At 71.6% G+C, this 22,172-nt stretch carries 19 protein-coding genes; 12 read left to right on the top strand and 7 right to left on the bottom strand.

Annotated elements, in window-relative coordinates:
* Window positions 1–17: 17 nt before the first annotated feature.
* The 8 genes from OG207_RS11975 to OG207_RS11940 all read left to right on the top strand — a co-directional run bounded on the left by OG207_RS11975 (window position 18) and on the right by OG207_RS11940 (window position 12,413).
* Window positions 18–4,184 (top strand): AMP-binding protein, encoded by a 4,167-nt coding sequence (locus OG207_RS11975; protein WP_329098460.1) that lies wholly within the window; start codon window positions 18–20, stop codon window positions 4,182–4,184.
* 37 nt (window positions 4,185–4,221) lie between these two features.
* Entirely contained in the window at window positions 4,222–4,998 is a 777-nt protein-coding gene (locus OG207_RS11970) for an SDR family oxidoreductase (protein ID WP_329098458.1), read from the top strand.
* Window positions 4,999–5,061: 63 nt separating this feature from the next.
* Window positions 5,062–6,339, top strand: coding sequence for a nucleotide sugar dehydrogenase (locus OG207_RS11965; RefSeq protein WP_329098456.1), 1,278 nt, complete (start codon window positions 5,062–5,064; stop codon window positions 6,337–6,339).
* Between the two features lie 37 nt (window positions 6,340–6,376).
* Window positions 6,377–7,702 (top strand): ATP-grasp domain-containing protein, encoded by a 1,326-nt coding sequence (locus tag OG207_RS11960; protein ID WP_329098454.1) that lies wholly within the window; start codon window positions 6,377–6,379, stop codon window positions 7,700–7,702.
* On the top strand, window positions 7,684–8,961 hold the full coding sequence (locus OG207_RS11955; protein ID WP_329098452.1) for an MFS transporter: 1,278 nt from the start codon (window positions 7,684–7,686) through the stop codon (window positions 8,959–8,961). Before OG207_RS11960 ends, OG207_RS11955 begins: the two co-directional genes overlap by 19 nt.
* Complete coding sequence (locus OG207_RS11950; RefSeq protein ID WP_329098450.1) at window positions 8,958–9,623, top strand: GOLPH3/VPS74 family protein; 666 nt, start codon at window positions 8,958–8,960, stop codon at window positions 9,621–9,623. The genes OG207_RS11955 and OG207_RS11950 overlap by 4 nt, the downstream gene beginning before the upstream one ends.
* Window positions 9,624–9,975: 352 nt before the next feature.
* Window positions 9,976–11,256, top strand: a complete 1,281-nt coding sequence (serS, locus tag OG207_RS11945; protein WP_329098448.1) for a serine--tRNA ligase — start codon at window positions 9,976–9,978, stop codon at window positions 11,254–11,256.
* A gap of 173 nt (window positions 11,257–11,429) precedes the next feature.
* Window positions 11,430–12,413: a LuxR C-terminal-related transcriptional regulator gene (locus OG207_RS11940; protein ID WP_329098446.1), complete on the top strand. Its 984-nt coding sequence runs from the start codon at window positions 11,430–11,432 to the stop codon at window positions 12,411–12,413.
* A 157-nt stretch (window positions 12,414–12,570) separates the two neighbouring features.
* Here the strand turns inward: OG207_RS11940 and OG207_RS11935 are convergent, their stop codons facing one another.
* The 7 genes from OG207_RS11935 to OG207_RS11905 all read right to left on the bottom strand — a co-directional run bounded on the left by OG207_RS11935 (window position 12,571) and on the right by OG207_RS11905 (window position 18,460).
* Window positions 12,571–13,455, bottom strand: a complete 885-nt coding sequence (locus OG207_RS11935; RefSeq protein WP_329098444.1) for a D-hexose-6-phosphate mutarotase — start codon at window positions 13,453–13,455, stop codon at window positions 12,571–12,573.
* Window positions 13,456–13,609: 154 nt separating this feature from the next.
* A complete protein-coding gene (locus OG207_RS11930; protein ID WP_329098441.1) occupies window positions 13,610–15,265 on the bottom strand; it encodes a DUF6297 family protein in 1,656 nt (551 codons plus the stop codon).
* Entirely contained in the window at window positions 15,256–15,981 is a 726-nt protein-coding gene (locus OG207_RS11925; RefSeq protein ID WP_329098439.1) for an ABC transporter ATP-binding protein, read from the bottom strand. The genes OG207_RS11930 and OG207_RS11925 overlap by 10 nt, the downstream gene beginning before the upstream one ends.
* The gene (locus tag OG207_RS11920; RefSeq protein WP_329098438.1) at window positions 15,974–17,209 is read right to left on the bottom strand and encodes a cytochrome P450 family protein; all 1,236 of its coding nucleotides are present in this window, start codon (window positions 17,207–17,209) and stop codon (window positions 15,974–15,976) included. The genes OG207_RS11925 and OG207_RS11920 overlap by 8 nt, the downstream gene beginning before the upstream one ends.
* Window positions 17,206–17,397 (bottom strand): hypothetical protein, encoded by a 192-nt coding sequence (locus tag OG207_RS11915; protein ID WP_329098436.1) that lies wholly within the window; start codon window positions 17,395–17,397, stop codon window positions 17,206–17,208. Before OG207_RS11915 ends, OG207_RS11920 begins: the two co-directional genes overlap by 4 nt.
* A 147-nt stretch (window positions 17,398–17,544) precedes the next feature.
* A complete protein-coding gene (locus OG207_RS11910; protein WP_329098434.1) occupies window positions 17,545–18,012 on the bottom strand; it encodes an NUDIX hydrolase in 468 nt (155 codons plus the stop codon).
* Window positions 18,013–18,169: 157 nt separating this feature from the next.
* A complete protein-coding gene (locus OG207_RS11905) occupies window positions 18,170–18,460 on the bottom strand; it encodes a peptidoglycan-binding domain-containing protein (RefSeq protein WP_329098433.1) in 291 nt (96 codons plus the stop codon).
* 193 nt (window positions 18,461–18,653) lie between these two features.
* Between OG207_RS11905 and OG207_RS11900 the strand changes: the two genes are divergently transcribed.
* From OG207_RS11900 to OG207_RS11885, 4 genes are all read left to right on the top strand, one after another.
* Complete coding sequence (locus tag OG207_RS11900; RefSeq protein WP_329098431.1) at window positions 18,654–19,181, top strand: toxin-antitoxin system HicB family antitoxin; 528 nt, start codon at window positions 18,654–18,656, stop codon at window positions 19,179–19,181.
* A 172-nt stretch (window positions 19,182–19,353) separates the two neighbouring features.
* Complete coding sequence (locus OG207_RS11895) at window positions 19,354–20,202, top strand: DUF4097 family beta strand repeat-containing protein (protein WP_329098429.1); 849 nt, start codon at window positions 19,354–19,356, stop codon at window positions 20,200–20,202.
* Window positions 20,203–20,247: 45 nt separating this feature from the next.
* Window positions 20,248–21,261: an ATP-binding cassette domain-containing protein gene (locus tag OG207_RS11890; protein ID WP_329098426.1), complete on the top strand. Its 1,014-nt coding sequence runs from the start codon at window positions 20,248–20,250 to the stop codon at window positions 21,259–21,261.
* Entirely contained in the window at window positions 21,258–22,055 is a 798-nt protein-coding gene (locus OG207_RS11885) for an ABC transporter permease (RefSeq protein ID WP_329098423.1), read from the top strand. The genes OG207_RS11890 and OG207_RS11885 overlap by 4 nt, the downstream gene beginning before the upstream one ends.
* Window positions 22,056–22,172: the final 117 nt, after the last annotated feature.

The following is a 22,172-nucleotide window of genomic DNA, read 5'->3' as shown; positions in this document are numbered from 1 at the left end:
GAAAGGAAAGGAAGCCCGTGTATCACTTTCTCGGGGAAATGCTCGAAGAGAACGTGCGCGAGTCGGGCGGGCGGATCGCCCTTTCGGACGCGTACAGATCGTGGAACTACTCCTCCCTCGGTTCCTTTGTCGGCCATCTGGTCGAGGAGTTCAAGAACACGGGAGTCGTGCCCGGCGAGCCGGTGGCGGTCGCGGGACCGCGTGACGCCCGCCTGATGGCGCTGCTGTACGGCGTGCTCGGCTGCGGCAACCCGGTCCTCGTCGTCAGCCCGGACTGGAGCGAGAGCGACCGCGAGCGCAGACTGCGGACGGTCGGCGCCCGGGTGGTCCTGTCGACGCGGGCCGCCGAGGACGCGCACTTCGTCGACGTGGACGACCTCATGGCCCGCGCCGACAGCGGCGCGAGCGTCTGGGGCTGGCAGCCGGACGCCGACGACGTCGCGTACTTCTCCTTCACCTCCGGGTCCTCCGGGGAGCCGAAGGCCGTGGCGGTGGCGCAGCGCAACGCGGCCCACTACGCCGCCTCACTGGCAGGGCGCCTGCGCTTCGAGGCGGCCGAGCCGCCCTCCTTCGCGCACATGACGACCCTCGCGGCCGACCTCGGTCACACGTCGTGGATGCTCGCCCTGGCGACCGGGGGCCGCGTCCACGTCGTCTCGGACGGCGTCGCCCGCGATCCGTACGCGCTGTGGCAGGAACTGGCGGATCACCAGGTCACCTGCCTGAAGACCACCCCCTCCCACCTCGCGGCGCTCCTGCCCGGACGCCCTGCGCGATCGGCCGCGCTGGACACCGTGATCATCGGCGGTGAGCTGCTGTCCCGGGAATTCGCGGCCGGCTTGCTGGAGGGCGGGGTCGCACACCGGATCGTCAACCACTACGGCCCGACCGAGACCACGGTCGGCACGGCTTGCTTCGTCGCCACCCGCGCCGGTGACCTCCCCGAGGACGAGCCGTCCGTTCCCATCGGCACCGCGATCGGCGAGAACACCCTCGACCTGGACCACGGCGCAGAACCCGGGAACCGGGTGGACCGCACGGTCGGCGAGCTGGTCGTGGGCGGCCCCGGGGTCACCCTGGGCTACGTCGGCATCCGGCCGGACACCGCCGGCCGCTTCCGCACCACCGAGGGCGGTACCGTCTACCGCACCGGCGACCGCTGCCGCAGGCTCCCCGACGGCAACCTCGTCTTCCTCGGCCGGGCGGACCGCCAGACCAAGGTGAACGGCTACCGCGTGGACCTCGCCGAGGTCGAGCAGGTCCTCGCGCACTGCCCCGGTGTCGCCGGCGCCGCCGTGCTCGGCCGCATCGTGGACGGTCAGACGCGCCTGGTCGCGGCGGTCACCCTGGACTCCGGGGCGGCCGGCGCGGATCGCGACGCGACGCTCGCCGCGCTCCCCGGGCACATGGCGCACAAGCTGCCCCGGTACGCGCTCCCCGCACCCATCGTCGCCGTCCCCCGGTTCCCGGTCGACGCCAACGGCAAGCGGGACAACCGCAGGCTCCGGGCCATGGTCGAGGAATCGCTGGAAGTTGGGCCGGAACAGCCGCACGACAGCGCCGGGGCCGGCCGACTCGCCCACGAGATAGCCGAGTTCTGGGGCACGAGCCTGGGCCTGAGGAACGTCGGGCCCGACTCCGACGTCCTCGCCCTGGGCGGGGACTCCCTCCTCGCCATGCGCACGGTCGTCTTCCTCAAGGAACGCGGCCACGACGTCGTCGTCACCGACGTGTACGACCACCCGAGCGCGGCGCGGCTCGCCGAGGCCGCCGCCCGGCGGGAGAACGCGACGGATCGCGCACCGGCCGAGGCCGCCGAGCCCGGCAGGTGGGGCACGCTGGGCCCCGCGCAGCGCTGGTTCTTCGACGCCGTGCCGGGCGGCACGGCGCACTGGAACCAGGCGATGCTGCTCGCCTGCGAGCCCACCCTGGACATCGCTGCGCTCAGCGCGGCCCTCGCGGCGGTCCTCGACCGCCACGAGGCACTGCGCGGCTCGGTCGGCGCGACGGGCGCCCTCGACGCCCTCTACCCGGTGACCGGCACGCTGGCCGTGACCTGGTCGTCGGTCGGGGACGGGCCGCCGGCGGCGGAGGCGATCGCACGTACGAGCGCCGAGCTGAACCGCTCCCTGGACCCGGCCTCGGGCCGGCTCCTGCGCTGCCACGTCTTCCGGGGCGGCCCGGGCGCAGCGGACCGGCTGCTGCTCGTATGCCACCACCTGGTGGTCGACACCATCTCCTGGCGCATCGTCCTGGACGACCTGCTGCGGGCGTACGAGGCCGCCGCCGAGGGCGCCGACATCTCCCTCGCGCCGTCGCGGTCGTACTACGACTGGGCCGCCGCCCTTCCCGACGCCGAGGAGCGCGCCCCGCGCGGGGCGGCCGGTGACGTGCCGGACGTCCACGGAGCGACGTACACGTGGACCGCCGCACCGGAGGTGACCCGGAGCCTGCTGGCGCGGTTCGGTCACGGACTTCGCCTGGAGGCCCTGGCCATCGCGTCGATCGTGCGGGCGCTGCAGAACGCCACCGGCTCGGAGCGCACCCGCGTCACCGTCGAGACCCACGGCCGGGACCAGGGCGAGCACACCAGCGCCTACCTGGACACCGTCGGCTGGTTCACCGCGGTCAAGCCGCTCCTGGTGAGTGCGCTCGGCGACGACCTCGCCCGCAACGTCGCCGAGGTCGAGAACAGCGTGGCGAACGCCCCCGTCGAGCGCCTGGACTCGGCGCGGCCGGGTGCCGAGATCGCGGTCAACTACCTGGGACGGTTCAGCCCGCCCCGGGGCAGGAACGTCACCTGGACGTTCGCGCCGGAGTACTGCGGCCCGGCGCGCGCCGAGCGGCACGACCCGATGTACCCCATGGTGCTGACGGCCAGGCTGGTCGACGACGCGTTCGTGGTGGACCTCGTCTGCACCGAGCGGGAACGCGCCCGGGGAGCGGCCCGGCAGGCCTTCGACCGCTTCGTGGCCGACATCCAGCGCGCTGCCGGCGCCCGGGAGTCCGCGCCGCCCGTCGAGGAACTGCGGCGGACCACCTCCGGCCTCCCCGCCTACGCGGGCGGTCTGCCGCCCGAGACCAGGGCGCGCACCCTCGTCACACAGGCGCCCCGGGTCCTGCTCACCGGAGCGACCGGCTTCCTCGGCGCACACCTGCTGGACGGGCTGGTGGCGCAGGGCGCCCACGTCCTGTGCCTGGTGCGCGGCGCGGCCGGGCGCAGTGCGGCCGATCGGCTCGTGGCGTCGGACCGGGTCCAGGTCGTCGAGGGTGACCTGACCGACGGGGACCTGCTGCGCGAACTGTCGGCGCGGGGCGTCCTGGACGGGCTGACCTCGGTCGTCAACGCCGCCGCCGACGTACGGCTGGTGGCGCCGCCGGAGGAACTGGCGAAGGTGAACGTCGGCGGGGTGCGCAACCTCGTCGACCTGATCCGCGCGGACCACCCGGACATCCCGCTCCACCACGTCTCGACGCTGGCCGTCGCGGGATTCCACGACAGCGGCGCACGGCGCTTCGCCGAGTCCGACTTCGACCTCGGGCAGAAGTTCATGTCGCCCTACGAGGCCTCCAAGTTCGAGGCGGAGAAGCTGGTCCGGGCCGCGAGCGACAGCGGTGTCCGGTGCTCCGTCTACCGCACGAACCACGTCGCCGCCCACAGCGTGACCGGAGCCTTCCAGCCCAACACCGGCGACAACCGGGTCTACCAGACGCTGAAGGGCTACGTCCTGGCGGGATGCGCCCCGCGCAGCCCCCGGACCTCCTTCGGCTTCTCCAACGTGGACACGGTGGCGGAGGGAATCTGCCGGATCGCGCTCGCCGCGGAGGTGCCACCGGACGTGCACCACGTGGAGACGCCGCACTCCGTCCCGCACGACGAAGTCATCCGCTGGATGCGGGGGTTCGGCTACCCGGTGCGGCTCGTGGAGCGCGGCGAGTTCGCCCACGCGCTCGGCCGGCTCGAGAGCGCCGACGCCCGCAGCGCGGAGATGAGCCGCGCTTGGGAGCACCGGCCCGAGCGCAACGTCGCCTTCGACAACGCACGGACCGTGGCCCTGCTGCGCCGTCTCGACGTGGAGTTCGCCCCGCCGACGCAGGCCTGGCTGCACACGGCACTGGAGTGGGCCGCCGGGACCGGCTTCCTGCCGACCCCGGCGACGGCCGCGCGGTGCATGGCCTCGTAACCATCGCCCCCAACCATCAACGAACGTGGAGGTTTTGATGAAGCAGGAGATCAGGCGCGCGGCCATCGTCACCGGGGCGTCCTCCGGAATAGGCTTGGCCGTCTCGCGCAAGCTCGCCGCCCAGGGCTACGACCTCGTCGTCAACGGGCGCAACGAGGACCGGCTGCACGAAGCGGCCGTCCGGCTCGAGGAGTTCGGCGGCCGGGTCATCGCCGTGGCCGGCGACGCCAGCCGCACCGAGGTCCTCACCGAGTGCGTCGAGCGGTGCGCCGCCGAGCTGGGCGCGGCCCCCGCCATCGGTGTGGTGAACGCGGGCCGGGGCCTGCCCGGCACGGTCATGACCTCCGACGAGTCCCAGTGGGCCGAACTGCTCGAGGTCAACGTCCTCGGCGCGCTGCGGCAGATGCGGATCCTCGCCGGGGCGATGTGCGTGGAGGCCGAGGCGGCGCCGGCGGTACCCCGCCGCTCGTACGACCTGGTCGTACTGGGCTCGACCATCGGCCGCAACGTCTCCCCCTTCAACAGCGTGTACGGCGCCACCAAGTTCGCCGTGCACGGAGCATCCGAGGGGCTGCGGCGGGAGCTGGGGCCCAAGGGCATCCGGGTCTCGCTGATCGAGCCGGGCATCGTCGCCAGTTCGTTCCAGGCCAACGCCGGTTACGACCCGGAGTGGTTCAGGTCGTACCAGGAGCAGATCGGTCCGATCCTCACCCCGGACGACATCGCGGACCTCGTCCAGTTCGTGGTCTCCCGTCCGGCCCACATCCACCTGGACAACGTGTCCATCCGTCCGACCAGGCAGGACTACCCGTAGATGTCTGTTTCGTTCATAGCGCCCGAAGTATCCGATCTCAAAGAAAGCGGCAGGGGGACAGGCATGCGCGCGGTGCAGCAGAAGCAGAAGAGCGTGGCCGTCATCGGGCAGGGCTACGTGGGCCTTCCACTGGCCCTTCAGGCCGTCCGTGCGGGCTTCCAGGTCATCGGTCTCGAAGTCGACGAGCAGCGCGTCGCGCGGCTCCTCGCCCGCCACTCGTACGTCGAGGACGTCTCCGACCTCGAGCTCCAGGAGGCGTTCGACTGCGGGCGCTACCGCGTCAGCCCGGATTTCGGCGACGCCGAGGGCTTCGACATCGCGGTGATCAGCGTGCCGACCCCGCTGACCGGTGGGGAGCCGGACCTGTCCGCCGTCATCGGCTCGGCGACCACCCTGGCGCCCCTGATCAAGCCGGGCGCGGTGGTCATCCTGGAGTCCACCACCTACCCGGGCACCACGGAGGACGTCGTCGCGCCCCTGCTGGAGCAGGGCTCCGGCCTCAAGGCGGGGCGTGACTTCGCACTCGGCTACAGCCCCGAGCGCATCGACCCCGGCAACGCCACGTGGACCTTCGCCAAGACCCCCAAGCTCGTGTCCGGCGTGAACGAGTACTCGCAGATCAAGGTGAAGGAGTTCTTCGACACGATCGTCGAGCACACCGTCGTCGTCAGCGGTACCCGCGAGGCCGAGCTGGCGAAGCTCATGGAGAACACCTTCCGCAGCGTGAACATCGCGCTGGTCAACGAGACCGCGATGTTCGCCGCGGACATGGGCATCGACATCTGGGAAGCCATCCGCGCCGCGGGCACCAAGCCCTTCGGCTACATGGCCTTCACCCCGGGCCCGGGCGTCGGCGGCCATTGCCTGCCCATCGACCCGATCTACCTCGACTGGCTGTCCCGGGAGAAGACGGGCCGCCCGCTCGGCTTCGTCAACCTGGCCAACGACATCAACCGGGGCATGCCCGGCTACGTCGTGCAGCGCATCGGCGAGACGCTGAAGAAGTACGACCGGGTGCTCGCGGACAGCCGGGTGCTGCTGCTCGGACTCGCGTACAAGGCCAACACCGCCGACCTGCGCGAGTCGCCGGCCATGGACGTCGCGCTCAAGCTCTTGGAGGCGGGCGTCGAAGTCCGCGCGGTGGACCCGCACGCGACCCCCGGCACCCTCGACCCGCGCATCGAGATCGTCCAGCTCACCGCCGACGAGCTCGCGTCGGCCGACGTGACCGTGCTGCTGACGGACCACGATTGCTTCGACTACGACCTCATCGAGTCGGCCTCCCAGCACGTCTTCGACACCCGTAACCGGCTGCGCAACCGCGCCGTCGAACGCATTTGAACACACCTGCCCCGTGAGGCAGCCGGAGGTCATGCACATGGAAATGAGTACAGAGGGCAGCCGCGACGCGATCGCGGTGATCGGTCTCGATCCGCAGCTGCTCCACGAGGCCGTCCGGCGCGGACTGCGCACGGTCATGGTGCGGGACACCGCCGATCACCTGCGCGGCACGTCACTGCGGATCCCGCCCGGGGTCGAGGAGGTGGTGGTCGAGGACGTCACCGACGTCGGGGACGTGTGGGCCGGGCTGTCGCGCCACTTCGGCGATCGACTCCGGGAGGACCTGCGCGGCATCGTGACCTTCGACGAGTTCGCGGTGAGCACCGTCGCCGCGCTGGCCGCACTCCTGAAGCTGCCGGGCACCCCGCTGGGGCGCGCGGTCCTCATGCGCGACAAGCACCTGCAGAAGCAGGCGGTCCTGGCCGCCGGGCTCACCGCCGCCCGCTCACGGGTCGTGGTGCCCGGCAGCCCCCTGACCGATGTGCCCTTCCCCGGCCCGTGCGTGGTCAAGCCCCTGGCCGGCGGTGGCACGACCGCCACCGAGGCGGCCCGGTCCGAGGAGGAGTACCGGGCGCTCCTGGAGCGGCTGGCTCCTTCGGCGACGACACCGTTCGTCGTGGAGGATCTGGTCGACGTGGAACGGGAGTGGATCGTCGACGGCGTCGTCCAGAACGGCACGGTCGTCTTCTCCTCCGTCGGCTCCTACGCCGAGCCGTGCCTGGAGTACACGACCGACACCAAGCCGCTGACCGTCTACCGCGCGGACGGCACGGGCGAGGACGAGCGGTGTGAGGAGGCGCGGGCGTTCGCGGGCAAGGCGCTGCACGCGCTCGGGTACGACGACGGGGTCTTCCACCTGGAGCTGCTGCAGGACCGGGCCACCGGCGCCTTCTGGTTCGGCGAGTGTGCCGCCCGCGTCGGCGGGGCCCTGATCCAGGAGGGGGTCATGGCCAAGCACGGCTTCTCGCTGGCCCGTTCCGCCGTCGAGGTCGCACTCGGAGTGCCGGTTTCGGGGGCGGACGAGGACACGGGCCGGTACGTGGCGACGACCTCCCTGCACCTGCCGCGCGGCACCGTCATGAAGGTGCCGGACCCGCAGCGGTTCTGCGCCCCGGAGTACGTCCACGAAGTGCGCATCGCAGCACGGCTGGGCGTCACGGACACGCCCGCCGTGCGCTCCACCGTCCACTGGCAGGGCCTGTGCCTCGTCTCTGCCGACTCCGCCGAGGATCTGGAGGTCCACCTGGAGGCCGTGCGCAGCGCGTTCGTCGAACAGTCGATGGTCGCCCCGACCTTCGGTACCGGCCGGCAGGTGCGCGCGTTCATGGACGGCTACGAGGAGATGTGGCGGCAACAGCTGTGATCTCGCTGCACCAGGATCTGCGGCCACTGCGGATACGGGAGTTCCGGATCTTCTGGGTCGGTCATGCCGTCTCTTGCCTGGGAGACGGCATGGTCCCCCTGGTCACCGCCTTCGCGGTGATCGGCCAAGGAGGCGGGGCCGTCGAGCTGGGCACCGTGCTCGCCGTCGGCATGCTGTGCAGGCTGGTCGCCACCCTGATCGGCGGCGTCGTGGCGGACCGCCTGCCGCGGCGACGCGTGATGGCGTGCGCGGACGGCGTCCGCTGCCTCTCCCAGCTGTCCCTGGGCGTGCTGGCGGCCACCGGCCACGGCTCCGCACTCGTCCTCGCCGTGGGCAACGCGGTCTACGGGATCGCCGCCGGATTCCACGGCCCGGCCTCCAAGGGGCTGATGCCCTCCTTGGTGGGCAAGGAACTGCTCCAGCAGGCGGCAGCCCTGCAGTCGCTGGTCCGCAGCGCGTCCATGATCGCCGGTCCCGTCGTGGCGGGCATGCTGATCCCGTTGGTGGGTACGAAGGCGGTCTACTTCCTCGATTCGGGGACCTTCGCGGTCAACTTCGTCGCCCTCCTGATGCTGCCCGCCGCGACGGCCCGGGGCATGCGCGGGCAGTCCTTCGCCGCCGACCTCGTCCAGGGCTGGAGCGAGATCGTCTCCCGCCGCTGGGTGGCCGCGAACCTCGTCGTGCACGCCCTGTGGAACTTCGGCATGGCCGTCTTCTTCGTCCTCGGCCCGGTCCTCGCACAGCAGCGCTTCGGTGGTGCCGCCGCTTGGGGGGTGGTCAGCGCGGGCATGGCGGTCGGCGCGCTGGTGGGCGGCGTGATCGCACTGCGCTGGCGCCCGCGGCTGCCCCTGGTGGCGGGCAACCTGGTGCTGGCCGCCTCGGTGCTCCCGCTGCTGACGCTCTGGCTCGAACTGCCCATGGCCTGGGTGGTGGTGGCGGCCGCGGTGGGCGACTGCTGCATGATCCTGCTGAACACCCTGTGGGACGCGACGCTGCAGCGCGTCATCCCCGAGCAGGTCCTGTCCCGGGTCTCCTCCTACGACTTCCTGCTGACCGTGGTGTCGATGCCGCTGGCGTACGCCCTGATCGGCCCCCTCACCGAGCAGATCGGCACGTCCGGTGTCCTGCTGGCCGGTGCGGCCCTGGTCGCGGTTCCCTGCGTACTCGTCTGCCTGCTGCCGGCCGTACGGGGGATCACCGGCCCGCAGCGGGCCGTCGAGCCCGCGCCGCGCCCCGAAGCGACGGCGGAGGCGGTGTGACCCTCGGCCTGCCCGGCCGCTACCTGCTCCTCGCCGCGGGCGCTCTCGCCGGTGACGCACCGGGCCGAAGGGAAGAGCTGAGCCTGGGAGTCGCCGGCGCCGCACTCATGTCCCTCACGCTGGCGGGGCGCCTAGGTAGGGAGCGGGGAGCCCTCGTCGTCGTCAATGACCGTCCGACGGGGGCGCCGCACCTCGACCAGATCCTGCAGCGGCTGCGGGCAACGCGACGGCCCAAGTCCGTGAGCACCTGGGTGAACGACCTCGCCCCCGTGACGTACGAGGGTGTCCTGAGCGCTCTCGTGTCGTCCGGGGAGCTGGTGCCCGTGCCGCGCGGGTGGCCGAGCCTGCCGGCCGGGGAGAGGTACGGGCCGGCGGACCGTGCACAGTACGAGCGGTACGTGGGTACCGTCCGCAATGCCCTGTTCCGCTACCCGCCGGTGAGTAGGAACGGTGCGCTGACCGCCTCCTTGTTGTGCGCCACCGGGGTGCACCAGGTGCTGTTCCAAGAGATCGGCCGAAAGCGGCTGGGTGAATGGAGCGTGTTGGAGGAGTCCCTTTCGGCGGTGTGCGACCCTGCCGAACGGGCAGCCGTCACCGCGATCTGCCTGGGTGTTCGGGACGTGATATCAGGGCGCACGGCCGAGCTGCAGTTCCACGGATGAAGAGCGGCCTCGACCTTCGGATTAATGTCCCTTGACCGCGGTCGAGTTCGTGATCTAGGGTCTTTACAACACGTTGACGGAGACGAGTAGTTCCGGGAAGTTGCGAGTCCAGAGAGCCGCCGATTTGCTGAGAACGCGGCCTCGTACCCCGGAGTGAATCCCCTCCCGAGTGCAGGGAGGAAAGGCTGGCGAACGCCGGCTCAATGCCCTGCCGGCTCGCCCCCGTGACCGGGCCAACCGAGGCCGACTCTGTCGGCGAAAGCGTGGTGGCACCGCGAGTTACCCTGCTCGCCCGCGCTCCGCAGGGACGATGCCGCAAGTCGGCCATCAGTGGAGTGGAGTGTCACCTCACATGCTGGATGTTGCTCTGATCCGTCAGGATCCCGAAAAGGTCGAACGAGCCCTGGCCAAGCGCGGGGTCCAAGTCGACCTGCGCCGATTCCTCACTCTGGACGCGGAGTACCGCCATGTCCAGAGTGAGATCGGGGCGCTGCGCGCCGAGCGCAAGAAGCTCTCGGGCCAGGTCGCCCGCGAGGGCCTCACCGACGGCGCCCTGGACGAGGTACGGACCAGGTCGCACGAGGTCGGTGCCCGCATCAAGGAGCACGAGGACCGCCTCGCCGAGCTCGCCGCCACCCGCGCCGCCTTCCTCGACCCGCTGCCCAACCTCCCGGACGACGACGTCGTGCCCGGCGGTAAGGAGAACAACGAAACGCTCCGCGTCATCGGAGACAAGCCCCGGTACGCATTTCCCGCGAAGGACCACGTGGAACTCGCGGAGACCCTGCGCCTGGTGGACTATGCGCGTGGGGTGAAACTGGCGGGAAGTGGGTTCTGGGTCTATACGGGTGACGGCGCAATGCTCGAATGGGCTCTGCTCAATTACTTCGTCGAGGCCCACCGTCGCGACGGATACGAATTCATCCTGCCGCCGCACATTCTCGGCCAGGAGGCGGGATATGCCGCCGGGCAGTTCCCGAAGTTCAGCGAGGACGTCTTTACGGTCGGTGCGGGCAAGGGTGAGCAGAACCGGTTCCTGATCCCCACCTCGGAAACGGCACTCATCGCCCTGCATCGAGACGAGACCTTGCCGGAGGAGGACCTTCCGAGGCGGTACTTCGCCTATTCCCCCTGTTATCGGAGTGAGATCGGCGGGTATCGTTCCACGGAGCGCGGAACCCTGCGGGGGCACCAGTTCCAGAAGGTGGAGATGGTGCAGTTCGCGCACCCGGATCGCTCCGACGCGGCCCACGCGGAGCTGCTCGCCAAGGCCGAGCAGCTGGTGGCCGACCTCGGACTGCACTACCAGGTGACCAAACTCGCGGCCGAGGACCTCAGCGGCGCCATGGCCAGGACCGTTGACGTGGAGGTGTGGCTGCCGAGCGTCGATGCGTACATGGAGGTCAGCTCGGTCTCCAACTCCCGTGACTACCAGGCGCGCCGGGGCGGCATCCGCTACCGCCCGCGCCACGGCAAGGGCGGCTTCGTCCACACCCTCAACGCATCGGGTCTCGCCACGAGCCGGCTCCTGCCCGCGATCCTGGAGCAGTACCAGCAGGAGGACGGCAGCGTCCGCGTCCCCGAGGTGCTCCAGAAGTACGGACTCGGCAAGGTCCTCAAGCCCGCCACGTGACGCTCCGGACAACCCGGCGAGTGTCCGAATATCGGACGTTCGCTGGGTTGTCAACGAACTCCTCTGCCTGTCTGATCACTCTAGAACTTCCTTTGGTCAGTGCAAACCGGTCAGTATGATGGCGCCACTGCGGCCTTCCCTGCTGGCCGTTTTGAAGGCGAGGGGGACCAGGGATGCTGTCGAGCGTTGGGCTGAGGGAGCGGGATCACGATGTCTACCGGGCGCTCCTGCTCCACCCGAACTGGGACATAGCGGAGATCCAGCGGAACATCGACCTCGCTGAATCCGAGATCCGCGCATCCCTCGACCGTCTCACCCGGCTGTCCCTTCTGCGTTCCTCTTCCAACGTCGAGCGCTTCGTACCGGTCAACCCCGAAGTCGGACTCGCGCCCCTGCTCCACGAGGCCAAGGCCGAGCTCGACGCGCAACGCGCCATGCTCTCCCGCGACGAAGCCGTCGTCGCGGCGCTGGCCTCTGAATACACGTCCTTGCACATCCAGGCGGGTACCGAGGGCGTCGAGCGGTTGCACGGGGTGGACAGCATCCGCATGCGGCTGATGGAACTCTCGCAACGGGCCACCTCCGAGGTCCGCGCCTTCATGCCCGGCGGCGCCCTCAGCGCCGCCGCCCTGGAGGCGTGCCGGCCGCTCGACCAGCGCAACCTGGCCCGCGGCGTACGGATGCAGACGGTCTACCTGGACAGCGTCCGCAACGACAACGCCACGGTGGACTACGCCACGTGGTTCGCATCCCGGGGCGGCCAGACCCGCACGGTGCCCTCCTTGCCCATGCGTCTGATCCTCTGCGACCGTTCCGTCGTGGTGATCCCCGTCGACGAGGACGACAGCCGCGAAGGCGCGTTCGTCATCCGCCTCAGGAGCGTCGTCGCCGCCCTCGACGAGCTCTTCGACGTCTTCTGGTCGCGCGCCGTACCGCTCGGCGAGGCTCCCGCCACCGACAACGACGACGCCCCCAGCGAGCGGGACCTGGCCCTGCTGAAGATGCTGGAGGACGGCCTCACCGACGAGGGCGTCAGCCGCAAGCTCGGTGTCTCCATCCGGACCGTCCGCCGGCTCATGGCCGATCTGCTCAAGCGGCTGAACGCGCAGAGCCGCTTCCAGGCCGGCGCGGAGGCCGTCCGCAAGGGGTGGATCTAGTGCTGTGGCCGGAAAGGCTTGCCGGTTCGCGGCGTTCGGTGCGGTCCATCGCAAGGCGGAGGACCGCGGCTCGTACTGGACGTACTTGCGCGGTCCGACAACGCGGCGAGGTGCCGTACCGGGCGTCGTGAGCCGGTGAACCTTTCCGGTCACAGCACTAGCCGGTCCGCGCCACCCGCAGCGAGACCGCGAGCAGCGCCGACTCCGACGGCGTACTCACGAGCGGTCGCCCCAGTCGCGCCGTCTCCACGCACACGAACTCCCGATGGGCTCCCTCCGCGACGTCGGGCACCGGCTCCTCGCCCGGATTCCACACCACCACATCGCTGTGCTCGCGGTGACAGACCTCGACGACCCGGCCCGTTCCCCGGCCCGCTCCCCGGTCCTCGACCCGGCTCACCTCGCCCGCCTCCGGGTAGTACCGCTCGATCTCTTCGTCCTCGACGAGAACGAGCGGACCGTCCTGCACCCCCGGGGCCTCCTCGCGCAATCCGTCCGTGTACCGGCCCCCCAGCCCCGCGACGCTCACGCCACCCACCTTGCCCACGCGCAGGTACGTGTGCAGGGCGCCCACACTGCTGTGCTCCCCGCTGACCTCCATCTCCAACGAACACTCCCTGCCCACCGCGATCCGGGCCCGGAGCGTGAAGTCGTGCGGCCACAGGGCCCGGGTTTCCTCGCTGCTGCGCAGCTCCAGCGTCAGCCGCACACCGTCGTCGCTCTCGCGGCACGCCACGAGCGCCCACATCGTGGTGCGGGCGAACCCGTGCATGGGCTCGCCCGCGTCGTCGAACCACGGCCAGCAGATCGGGATGCCTCCCCTGACCGCAACCCCCGCCTCCCAGCGGGCCTGCTCGCTCAGCCACAGGACGGGCTCGTGCCCCGCCGGCTGCCAGGCAACGAGCTGCGCACCCTGCAGGCATACGGCGGCGCGCGCCCGGGGATGGTCGACGACGAGGAGCGGAAGCCCACCCAGGCGACGCAGGCTGACGGTACCGGCCAGCGCCTCGTCCACGGGCAGGGCGAAGATCTTTTCGAGCATGGGACGACCCTCGAAGGCGAACCCCCGCGGAGTCAAGCCTTCAGGGCGGATTCGGACGTGGACGCGGGTGCTCTCAGGGCGGACGGACATGGATGAGCGACAGCACCCGCGGTTTCCACCGGGCGTGCGGTTGCGTACCTGCTGGCTCAGCTGCTCAGCTGCTCAGTTCCTCGGCCTGGCGGCCGATGCGGCGGACGGCCCAGGCCAGGACGGCGGCGGAGCGGACGGCCAGCCACAGGGTGTCCCCGTCCGGGCCGGCGGTCGGGTGGTACGCGACGTGCCACAGGTAGGGCGCCGTCACGAACCCCGCGGCCAGCGCGGGGGCCAGCCGCCACAGGACGAACGGCACGGCCGCGTACCAGTCGAGGGACAGGGCCAGCAGGTCGTAGCGGGGCGCCCCCCGGTAGGCACCCACCAAGGTGGTGCCGACCAGCGCGGGACCCGCGAGCAGCAGCGCCGTGGCGTACGCACCGAGCGGTCCCGCGGGCGGTCCGGACAGCAGGGCCGCAGCCCAGCCGACACCGCCGGCGGCCCACAGGAACGCGACCGGTACCACCAGGTGGGAGAGGGCCAGGACACCGGGCGACAGCGGCAGCAACAGGGCCCGGCGCGGCCGGTCCGTGTCCTGGTAGGCGGGTTCGGCCAGCGCGACCGCCGCGAGGTACGGCGGTACGACGAGGAGCAGGCCCACGAACGCCGCCTTCAGGGGGCCGACCGCACCGTGGCCCGGCTCCGTCAGCCAGTCGGCCACCACGCGGAACTGGGCGAACCCGGCGACCAGGGCGGCGCAGGCCAGGACCGGCCGCCAGGGGTGGCGCAGCAGGACGACGGCGTCCCGCCACAGCGGCAGCGCCCAGCGGGAGTTCGGCATCGGGATCCGGGCCGTCCGCCGGCGCCGCCCGCCCGTCGACTGCAGGACGAGGGTCAGCGCGCGCAGGTCCAGTAGCGTCGCGCCCCGAGTGACCTCCCGCCCGGTGCGGGCCCGGGCGAGCAGCGCGTCCGTCGGGATGCCGGCCACGGCCCGGAACGCCTGCCGCAGGGCGCCCGCCGCGCACGCGGCGAGGCAGGCCAGCGCCGCCGTCTGGGCCAGGGGCGAGCCGTGCCCGGCCGCCGTGTCGACGGCCGCGCCCGCCCAGCCCCAGGGGCCGGACCAGGCGGCCAATTCGGTCACCGCGGGTGCCGAGGTTCCGCAGGCGAGCACGGTCGCTCCGGCCAGTGCCAAACCGCCTCCGATCAGCCGGACCCGGCCCGCGAGGACGGGGCGGGCCTCGGCCACGGTGCCCACTCCGACCGCGAGGCAGGCCAGCGCCAGGTGGGCGAGGAGCGCGACGGGCAGGACCTCGTACCGCCGCTCGCCCTGCAGGGCCAGGGCGAGCGCGACGGCCAGTGCACCGGTGGGCAGGGCCGCCGCGCAGGCGACCGCCACGGCCCGCACCAGCCGGGGGCGCAGCAGTCGGCCCCGGTCGCCGGGCAGCGGCAGGAGCCAGGTGATTTCGGCGGGGCTGAGCAGTACCGGCCCCAGCCGTACGCACAGGGCGATCTGGCCGGCGAACAGCAACAGCGTGGTGCCGACCACTCCGGCGCGGGCGGCCGGTCCGCCGGACCATCCCAGCCCCTGGCCGATGCCCGGTGCCGCCTGGACCAGGCCCGCGAGCACCACCAGTGCGGAGACGGCCGCCACCACCCAGGTCCACGCGTCGTCGAACCGGGGCCGGCCGGCACCGCGTTCGCGCCGGGCCCGCGCCGCGGTGGCCACGGCCGTGGCCGTGGCGTCCCGGCCCTCGGCGGCGTGTTCGGTGGTCACCGCCACGGTGAGACCTCCGCGACACCGGTCACCTCGGCGGGGGTGCCCAGGGCGGCCGTCCGGCCCCGGTCCAGGAGCAGCACCCGGTCGGCGGCCTCCTCGACGGTGGCGCGGTCGTGCGAGGCCAGGAGTACGGCCGTGCCGGCGGCCTTCGCCGCCCGCAGCGCGGCGGCCAGCCTGCGCCGGGCAGCGGTGTCCAGGCGCTGCTCGGGCTCGTCCACGACGATCAGGCGGGCCGGGCGGACCAGTACCGAGGCGAGCAGCAGCATCTGGCGCTGTCCCGCCGACAGGGCGTCGGGGAAGGCGTCGCCACGGTGGTCCAGGCCGAGTTCGGCCAGTACCCGGTGGGCGGCGGCAGCGGCCCGGGGGCCCAGGCCGTGGGCGGTGGCGACCATCCGGACGTGCTCCGCGACGGTGAGGTCGGGAAAGCATTCGGCACCGTCGAGGAGCAGCCCGACGTCCCGCCGGAAGGCGGGGTCCGCCTCGCGCGGCGCGGCCCCCGCGAAGCGGGCCCCGCCCCGGTCCGGCTGCTGGCGGCCCACGCAGACGCGCAACAGGGTGGACTTGCCGGAGCCGTTGGCACCGGCGAGAGCCAGACAACGGCCGGGTTCCAGGGCCAGGGAGACGTCGGCCAGGACGGTCTCTTCGCCGTAGGCGACGTGGATGTCCTGCGCGTACAGCAGGGCGGCGTTCCCGGAGGTGTCCTCGGCGGCGTCAGTCACGTCCGTCCCCCTTCGCGGCCGGTACCGGCCGTGGCCCGCAGCCGAGGGTGAGGGGGAGGGCGGTCAGACCGCGAGTGAGCCGGGTTCGGCGCCAGGTCAGGGATCCAGCGGGGACGGCCGGGCGCGTGTTCGGGAAGCGGGTCACCAGCGCGCGGAGGGCGATCTCCGCCTCGGCCCGGGCCAGGGGGGCGCCCGGGCAGCGGTGGATGCCGTGGCCGAAGGAGAGGTGGGCGCCGGCGTCGCGGTCGAGGTCCAGTTGGTGCGCGTCCGGGAACGCGGACGGGTCGCGGTTCGCGGCCCCGGGGGCGATGAGCACCGGGAATCCCGCCGGGATGTCGACCCCGCCGACGCGCAGGTCCTGCGTGCTGTGACGGAAGGTGGCCACGCTCACCGGGGAGTCGAAGCGGAGCAGTTCGTCGAGGGCGCCGGGGATCAGGTCCGGGTCCCGGCACAGGCGGTCGAACGCCTCCGGGTGCCGGAGCAGGGCCAGGACGGCGTTGCCGATGAAGTGGGTGGTGGTTTCGTGACCGGCGACCAGCAGGAGGGCGGCCAGGGAGACGGTCTCGTCCCGGTCGAGGCCGCCTTGGTCGCAGGTGCGCAGGAGGGAGTGGAGCGGGCCGTCGCCGGGGGCGGTGCGGGCCGTGTCGACGAGGTCGGTCAGGTAGTCGCCGATCCGGTGCGATGCGGTGTCGACGAGGGCGGTGTCGGTCGCGTCGAAGAGGTCATGGGACCAGCCGGCGAGCGCGGCGCGGTCGGATTCCGGCACGCCGAGGAGTTCGCAGACGACGGTGACCGGCAGGGGCACCGCGAGGTCCGCGACCAGGTCGATGTCCGTGCCCGGTCGCCACGTGGTCATGAGGTCGTCCACGACCCGGGCGATGAACGGGCGCAGTTCACGGACGCGGCCGGTCGTGAACAGCCGGGTCGCCACCCGTCGGTGGCGGGTGTGTGCCGGGGGGTCGCTCGCCAGCATGTTGCGGGAGATCGCCGGGTGCAGGTCGCGGTCCGAGGGCCGGTCGGCGAAGAAGCGGGCGGTGTCCTTGGACAGGCGCGGGTCGGTGAACGCCTCGCGGGCCTCGGAGTGGCCGGTGATCAGGTACGCGTGGTGCCCGCCGGAGCCGGTGGGGACCCGCCTGACCGGGCAGCCCTCGCGCAGCCGGTCGTAGGTGGGGTAGGGGTCGGCGAAGAAGCGCGGGTCGCGCAGGGGGTCCTGGCGCGGGGCGGTCACGAGGCCGCGCCCGCGTGCTCGGGCACCGGGTGCCGCCCGTAGCCGTTCGCGACGAGCAGCAGCCGCGCGGCCTCGGTGCTCCCCGGGCCGAGTACGACCTCGGGAACCGCCGAGGTGACCTCCTGCCGGAGCGGTTCCAGCGCGGCGAACGAGTTCCGTCCCCGGCGCCGTCGGCGCAGTTGGTTCATCCGTGTCCTCAACTCTGTTGCCGCCGGTCGGCCGTGGTGAACCGCACCCGGCACCCGCACCCGGGACCCGCACCCGCACCCCAATGTTGGCATGTTCGCGACTTCGGCGCCGCCGCGGAGGCGTCGCGCCGGCCGCTCGTCGGCCGATCAGGCCGAGGCGGTGGCCCAAGGGCCGTCGGGAGCCAACTCCGTCAGTACGTCGAGGAGCTGTGGTGGCTCGACCGGGTCGGGGAGGCCGCCCAACTCGTGCCACGGCACCCAACGGTGCTCCTGGAGCTGTTCGACCTCGTACGGTTCCAGTCCGCCCGGGCGGACCGCTGGTGCCGAGGAGGGCAGGCACAGGAAGAAGGCTTCCTCTCCGGCGAAATCCACCCCGTTCCAACTCAGCTTCCGGGCAACGATGACGGACCGCTCGCCGATGGGGACGTCCCGGAGCCCGGTCTCCTCGATCAGCTCCCGCCGCGCCGCAGCGAGCGGGTCCTCACCGGCTTCGATGCCGCCGCCCGGCGGCTCCCAGATGTGGTTCCCGGTCGCGGGATCACGCCAGCGCAACAACAGGATCCGCTGGTCGGGATCGACGCATACGACACGTACGGAAGGGCGGGGTGACTCCATGCGGCTCAGCTTAGCCAGGAGCCGCCACGGGGTCCGGGGACCGATCCCCTGAAGGGCCGCCGCGCACCGCGTACGACGGGACGGATCGGAAAGCGAGTCGATGGCTGAGGAACAAGCCGGCGAACCCGACCGGTTGGGCGCGTGCGCGGACGCTGCCCTACAGCGGCGGTACGGGTACGGTCGGGCTGCCGCCGCCGGGGCCGGTGCTGCCGATCTCGCGGGCGACGCCCATGGCCGCCGTGGTCCGCGGGCCGGCTATGCCGTCCACGGCGACACCGTTGTCCCGCTGGAAGTGCCCTACGGAGTTCTGCGTCCGCGGCCCGTACGCGCCGTCGACGCCGCTGCGCGGGAGGTAGCTGAGGCCCGACAGGCCCCGCCGGGAGCCCGGGCCGTGGCCTCGCTGCGCGTACCGGGTGCCGGGTACCGGCCGTCGATGATGTGGCGGCACGGACCTGGCGGAGGCGAAGCCCGACTTGTGCCCCGCACTCCGGTTGGAGGCCTTCGCAGCTGCGGGTGTGGCGCCGAATGGCTCAGGATGGCGCATTAATGGCACATGCCCTGACCTGCATCTTTGTTATTCTTGGCGCATCTGACGTCAGATTGGCTCGCCATGGCGCCATGCGTGTGTCATGCTAGGAGGCATGGACCTCACGCCCTATGTCGCAAATCTTCGCAACGAGCTCGCGGTAGCCGCCGGAGCAGGCGGCGAAGATGCCCGCGCTCTCGCCGAGCGCATCACGGCGCCGCTGGAGTCGGCCACCAGGCTCATCCTGCTGAGCGCCCTGTCGGACGCCATGGGCGAAGTCACCCGGGAGCTCGCCCCGGGCTCGGTCGACGTGCGGTTGCGTGGGCTGGAGCCCGAGTTCGTCGTCACCGCGCCGCCGAAGGAGGAGCCCTTCGCGGTGCAGGGTTTCGAGGAGATGCACACCCCGTCCCCCGTTCCGTTCGTGCCGGAAGGGGAGGACAGCAGCACCGCGCGCATCAACCTCCGACTCCCCGGCCACCTCAAGACGCGTGCGGAGCAGGCCGCCGCGCGGGAGGGCCTCTCGCTCAACGCCTGGATCGTCAGGGCCGTATCGGGCGTGCTGGAGCCCGGTGGCGGACGTCAGGGCGACGCGCCGGCGCCCCAGCGGGGTGGCCGCAGGAGCTTCACGGGGTGGGTGAGTTAGGCCGTCTCTTTCGGATCGGGCCGAGCGCGGTCCGAAGGAGGCACCCCCTGAGCCCGGGCGGGGTCGAGTCCCCGTAGTGCGACGTCGGCGGCGCGAGGCCGATCACTCTCGCGACATCTTCGCGTCCCCGCAGCGAGGGGGCGACCACCAGACTCACGAGGACGGGACAGCCATGCCTTCTTACGAGACCCAGGGACCCATCACCGCGACCATCCACGTCGAGGTCGGAGTCGCCCGGATCAGTGCCACGGACCGCACCGACACGGTGGTCGAGATCCACCCCCGCACCGCAGGCGACAAGGACGACATCCGCGCCGCAGAGGAGAGCAGGGTCGAGTTCAACGACGGCACGCTGACGATCCGCACCCCGAAGGCGCGCGGGCTGTTCAGCGCTCGTGGTGCCGTCACGCTCGACGTCGCGCTGCCCCGGGGCTCGCGCCTCCTCGGGACGCTGGAGATGGGTGACATCACCTGCAAGGGGACGCTGGGCGAGTGCGAGGTCCGCACCAGCGCCGGCGACATCCAGCTCGACCAGGCCGGCCCGGTGCGGTTGAAGACGCAGCACGGGGACGTGCGGCTGGACACGGTAGCCGGTGACGCCGAGATCACCACCGGTTCGGGTGACGTCCGGGTCCGGACGGTCGGCGGCAACGCCGACATCAAGAACTCCAACGGCAACACGTGGCTCGACGATGTGGCGGGCGATCTGCGACTGAAGGTCGCCAACGGCAACATCACGGTCGGCCGTGCCCAAGGGTCCGTGTCGTCGAAGAGCTCGAACGGCAACGTGCGCATCGAGGAAGTGGCGCGCGGCACGGTGGAGCTCCAGACCAAGGCGGGCGACCTAGAAGTCGGGATTCGCCCGGGCACTGCCGCCTGGCTCGACATCAACTCCCAGGCCGGGACGGTCCACAGCGCCCTCGAGGTCGCCGAAGGCCCCGAGGCGGGCGCGGAGACCGTCAAGGTGCATGCGAGGACCAGCCTCGGAGACATCACCATCCAGCGGGCGCTCGGTGCCTGACCTCAGAGCGCTGCGCCGTCACAGCTACGAATGGGAGGGGGCACGATGAGTGCCGCGACCGAACAGATGGCCCCGCCCCAGGGGATCAGCGCAGTCGGCCTGCGCAAATCGTACGGCGAGAAGGTCGTGCTCGACGGGATAGACCTTCAGGTGCGGGCGGGCACGATCTTCGCACTGCTCGGCCCGAACGGCGCCGGGAAGACCACCACGGTCCAGATCCTCTCCACGCTCCTCGTCGCCGACGGTGGCGAGGCGACGGTGGCGGGGCACTCGCTGGAGCGGAGCGCGGACGACGTCCGCGCCCGGATCGGCGTCACCGGCCAGTTCGCGGCGGTGGACGGACTGCTGACCGCCGAGGAGAACATGCTCCTCATGGCGGACCTGCACCACCTGGACCGGTCGGAGGGCAAGCGGCGCACCGCCGAGTTACTCCGGCAGTTCGAACTCACCGACGTGGCCGCCAAGATGGCCTCCACCTTTTCCGGCGGTATGCGCCGCAAGCTGGACCTGGCGATGACCCTCGTCGGCAACCCGAGCCTGATCTTCCTCGACGAGCCGACCACCGGCCTTGACCCGCGCAGCCGCCGCACCATGTGGCACCTGATCCAACAGCTCACCGCCCAGGGCGTGACCATCTTCCTCACCACGCAGTACCTGGAGGAGGCCGACCAGCTCGCGGACCGGATCGCAGTCCTCGACAAGGGCAAGATCGTCGCTGAGGGCACTGCGGACGAGCTCAAGCGCCGTGTTCCCGGCGGGCACATCCGCCTCCGGTTCTCCGACCTGCTCGGCCTGGACACCGCCGCCCGCCGCCTCGCCCTCGGCCCAGCGGCCCGCGACGAGGAGAAGCTCACCCTGCAGATCCCGAGCGACGGCAGCATCCCCGCACTGCGCGCCGTACTCGACCTGCTGGAGAGTGCCGGAGTCGAGGCGGACGCACTGACCGTGCACACGCCGGACCTGGACGACGTCTTCCTCGCCCTCACCGGCGACGGGTCGCGCCACCACGCCACCACCGTTCCCCAATCCGCCGACACGGTGCAGGAGGATCGGCGATGAGCACCACGTACGCGATGCGCGACTCGATGACGATGCTGCGCCGCAACCTGAAGCACACCCGGCGCTACCCCTCGATGATGGTGTGGATCGTCGCGATGCCGATCCTGATGCTCCTGCTGTTCGTGTACGTCTTCGGTGGCGCGCTCGGCGCCGGCATCGCGCTGCCGGGCGGCGGTACGGGCGACCGCGGCGACTACACCAACTTCGTCGCCCCCGGCATCCTCTTGATGGCCGCCACCGCCGGCGGGGTCTCGACCGCCGTCTCGGTCTGCACGGACATGACCGAAGGCATCATCAACCGCTTCCGAACCATGAACATCTCGCGCTCCTCCGTACTGACCGGGCATGTCGTGGGCAATGTCATCCAGACCGCGATCAGCCTGGTCCTGGTCATCGGTGTCGCGCTCCTGGTGGGCTTCCGGCCCAACGCCACCGTCGTCGAATGGCTCGCAGTCCTCGGCATCCTCACCCTGCTCGCCTTCGGCCTCAGTTGGCTGTCCGCGGCGATGGGCCTGGGCGCCAGCAGTGTGGAGGCAGCGAGCAACGCGCCCATGCCGCTGACGTTCCTGCCCTTCCTCGGCAGCGCCATCGTCCCCCCGGAGTCCATGCCAGTCGGCCTGCGTTGGTTCGCCGAATACCAGCCCTTCACCCCGATGACCGACACCCTCCGCGGCCTGCTCATGGGTACGGAGATCGGCAGCAGCGGGTGGCTGGCGCTCGGCTGGGGCGTCGTCCTCAGCGTCCTCGGCTACCTGTGGGCCCGCTCGGCCTTCAACCGCGAGGCGAAGAGTTAAAGGGCGAGGGGCGGACCGCACGGAACGTGAACGGGGCTGCCCGGCTGATGGCCGGGTAGCCCCGTTCCTCGTCATCGGTCCTTCGGTCGTTGGTCGTTCGGTCGTTCCGCGAAGTGC

Source organism: Streptomyces sp. NBC_01439 (assembly GCF_036227605.1).
Taxonomy (GTDB): domain Bacteria; phylum Actinomycetota; class Actinomycetes; order Streptomycetales; family Streptomycetaceae; genus Streptomyces.
This window is presented reverse-complemented; position numbering and strand designations above follow the sequence as displayed.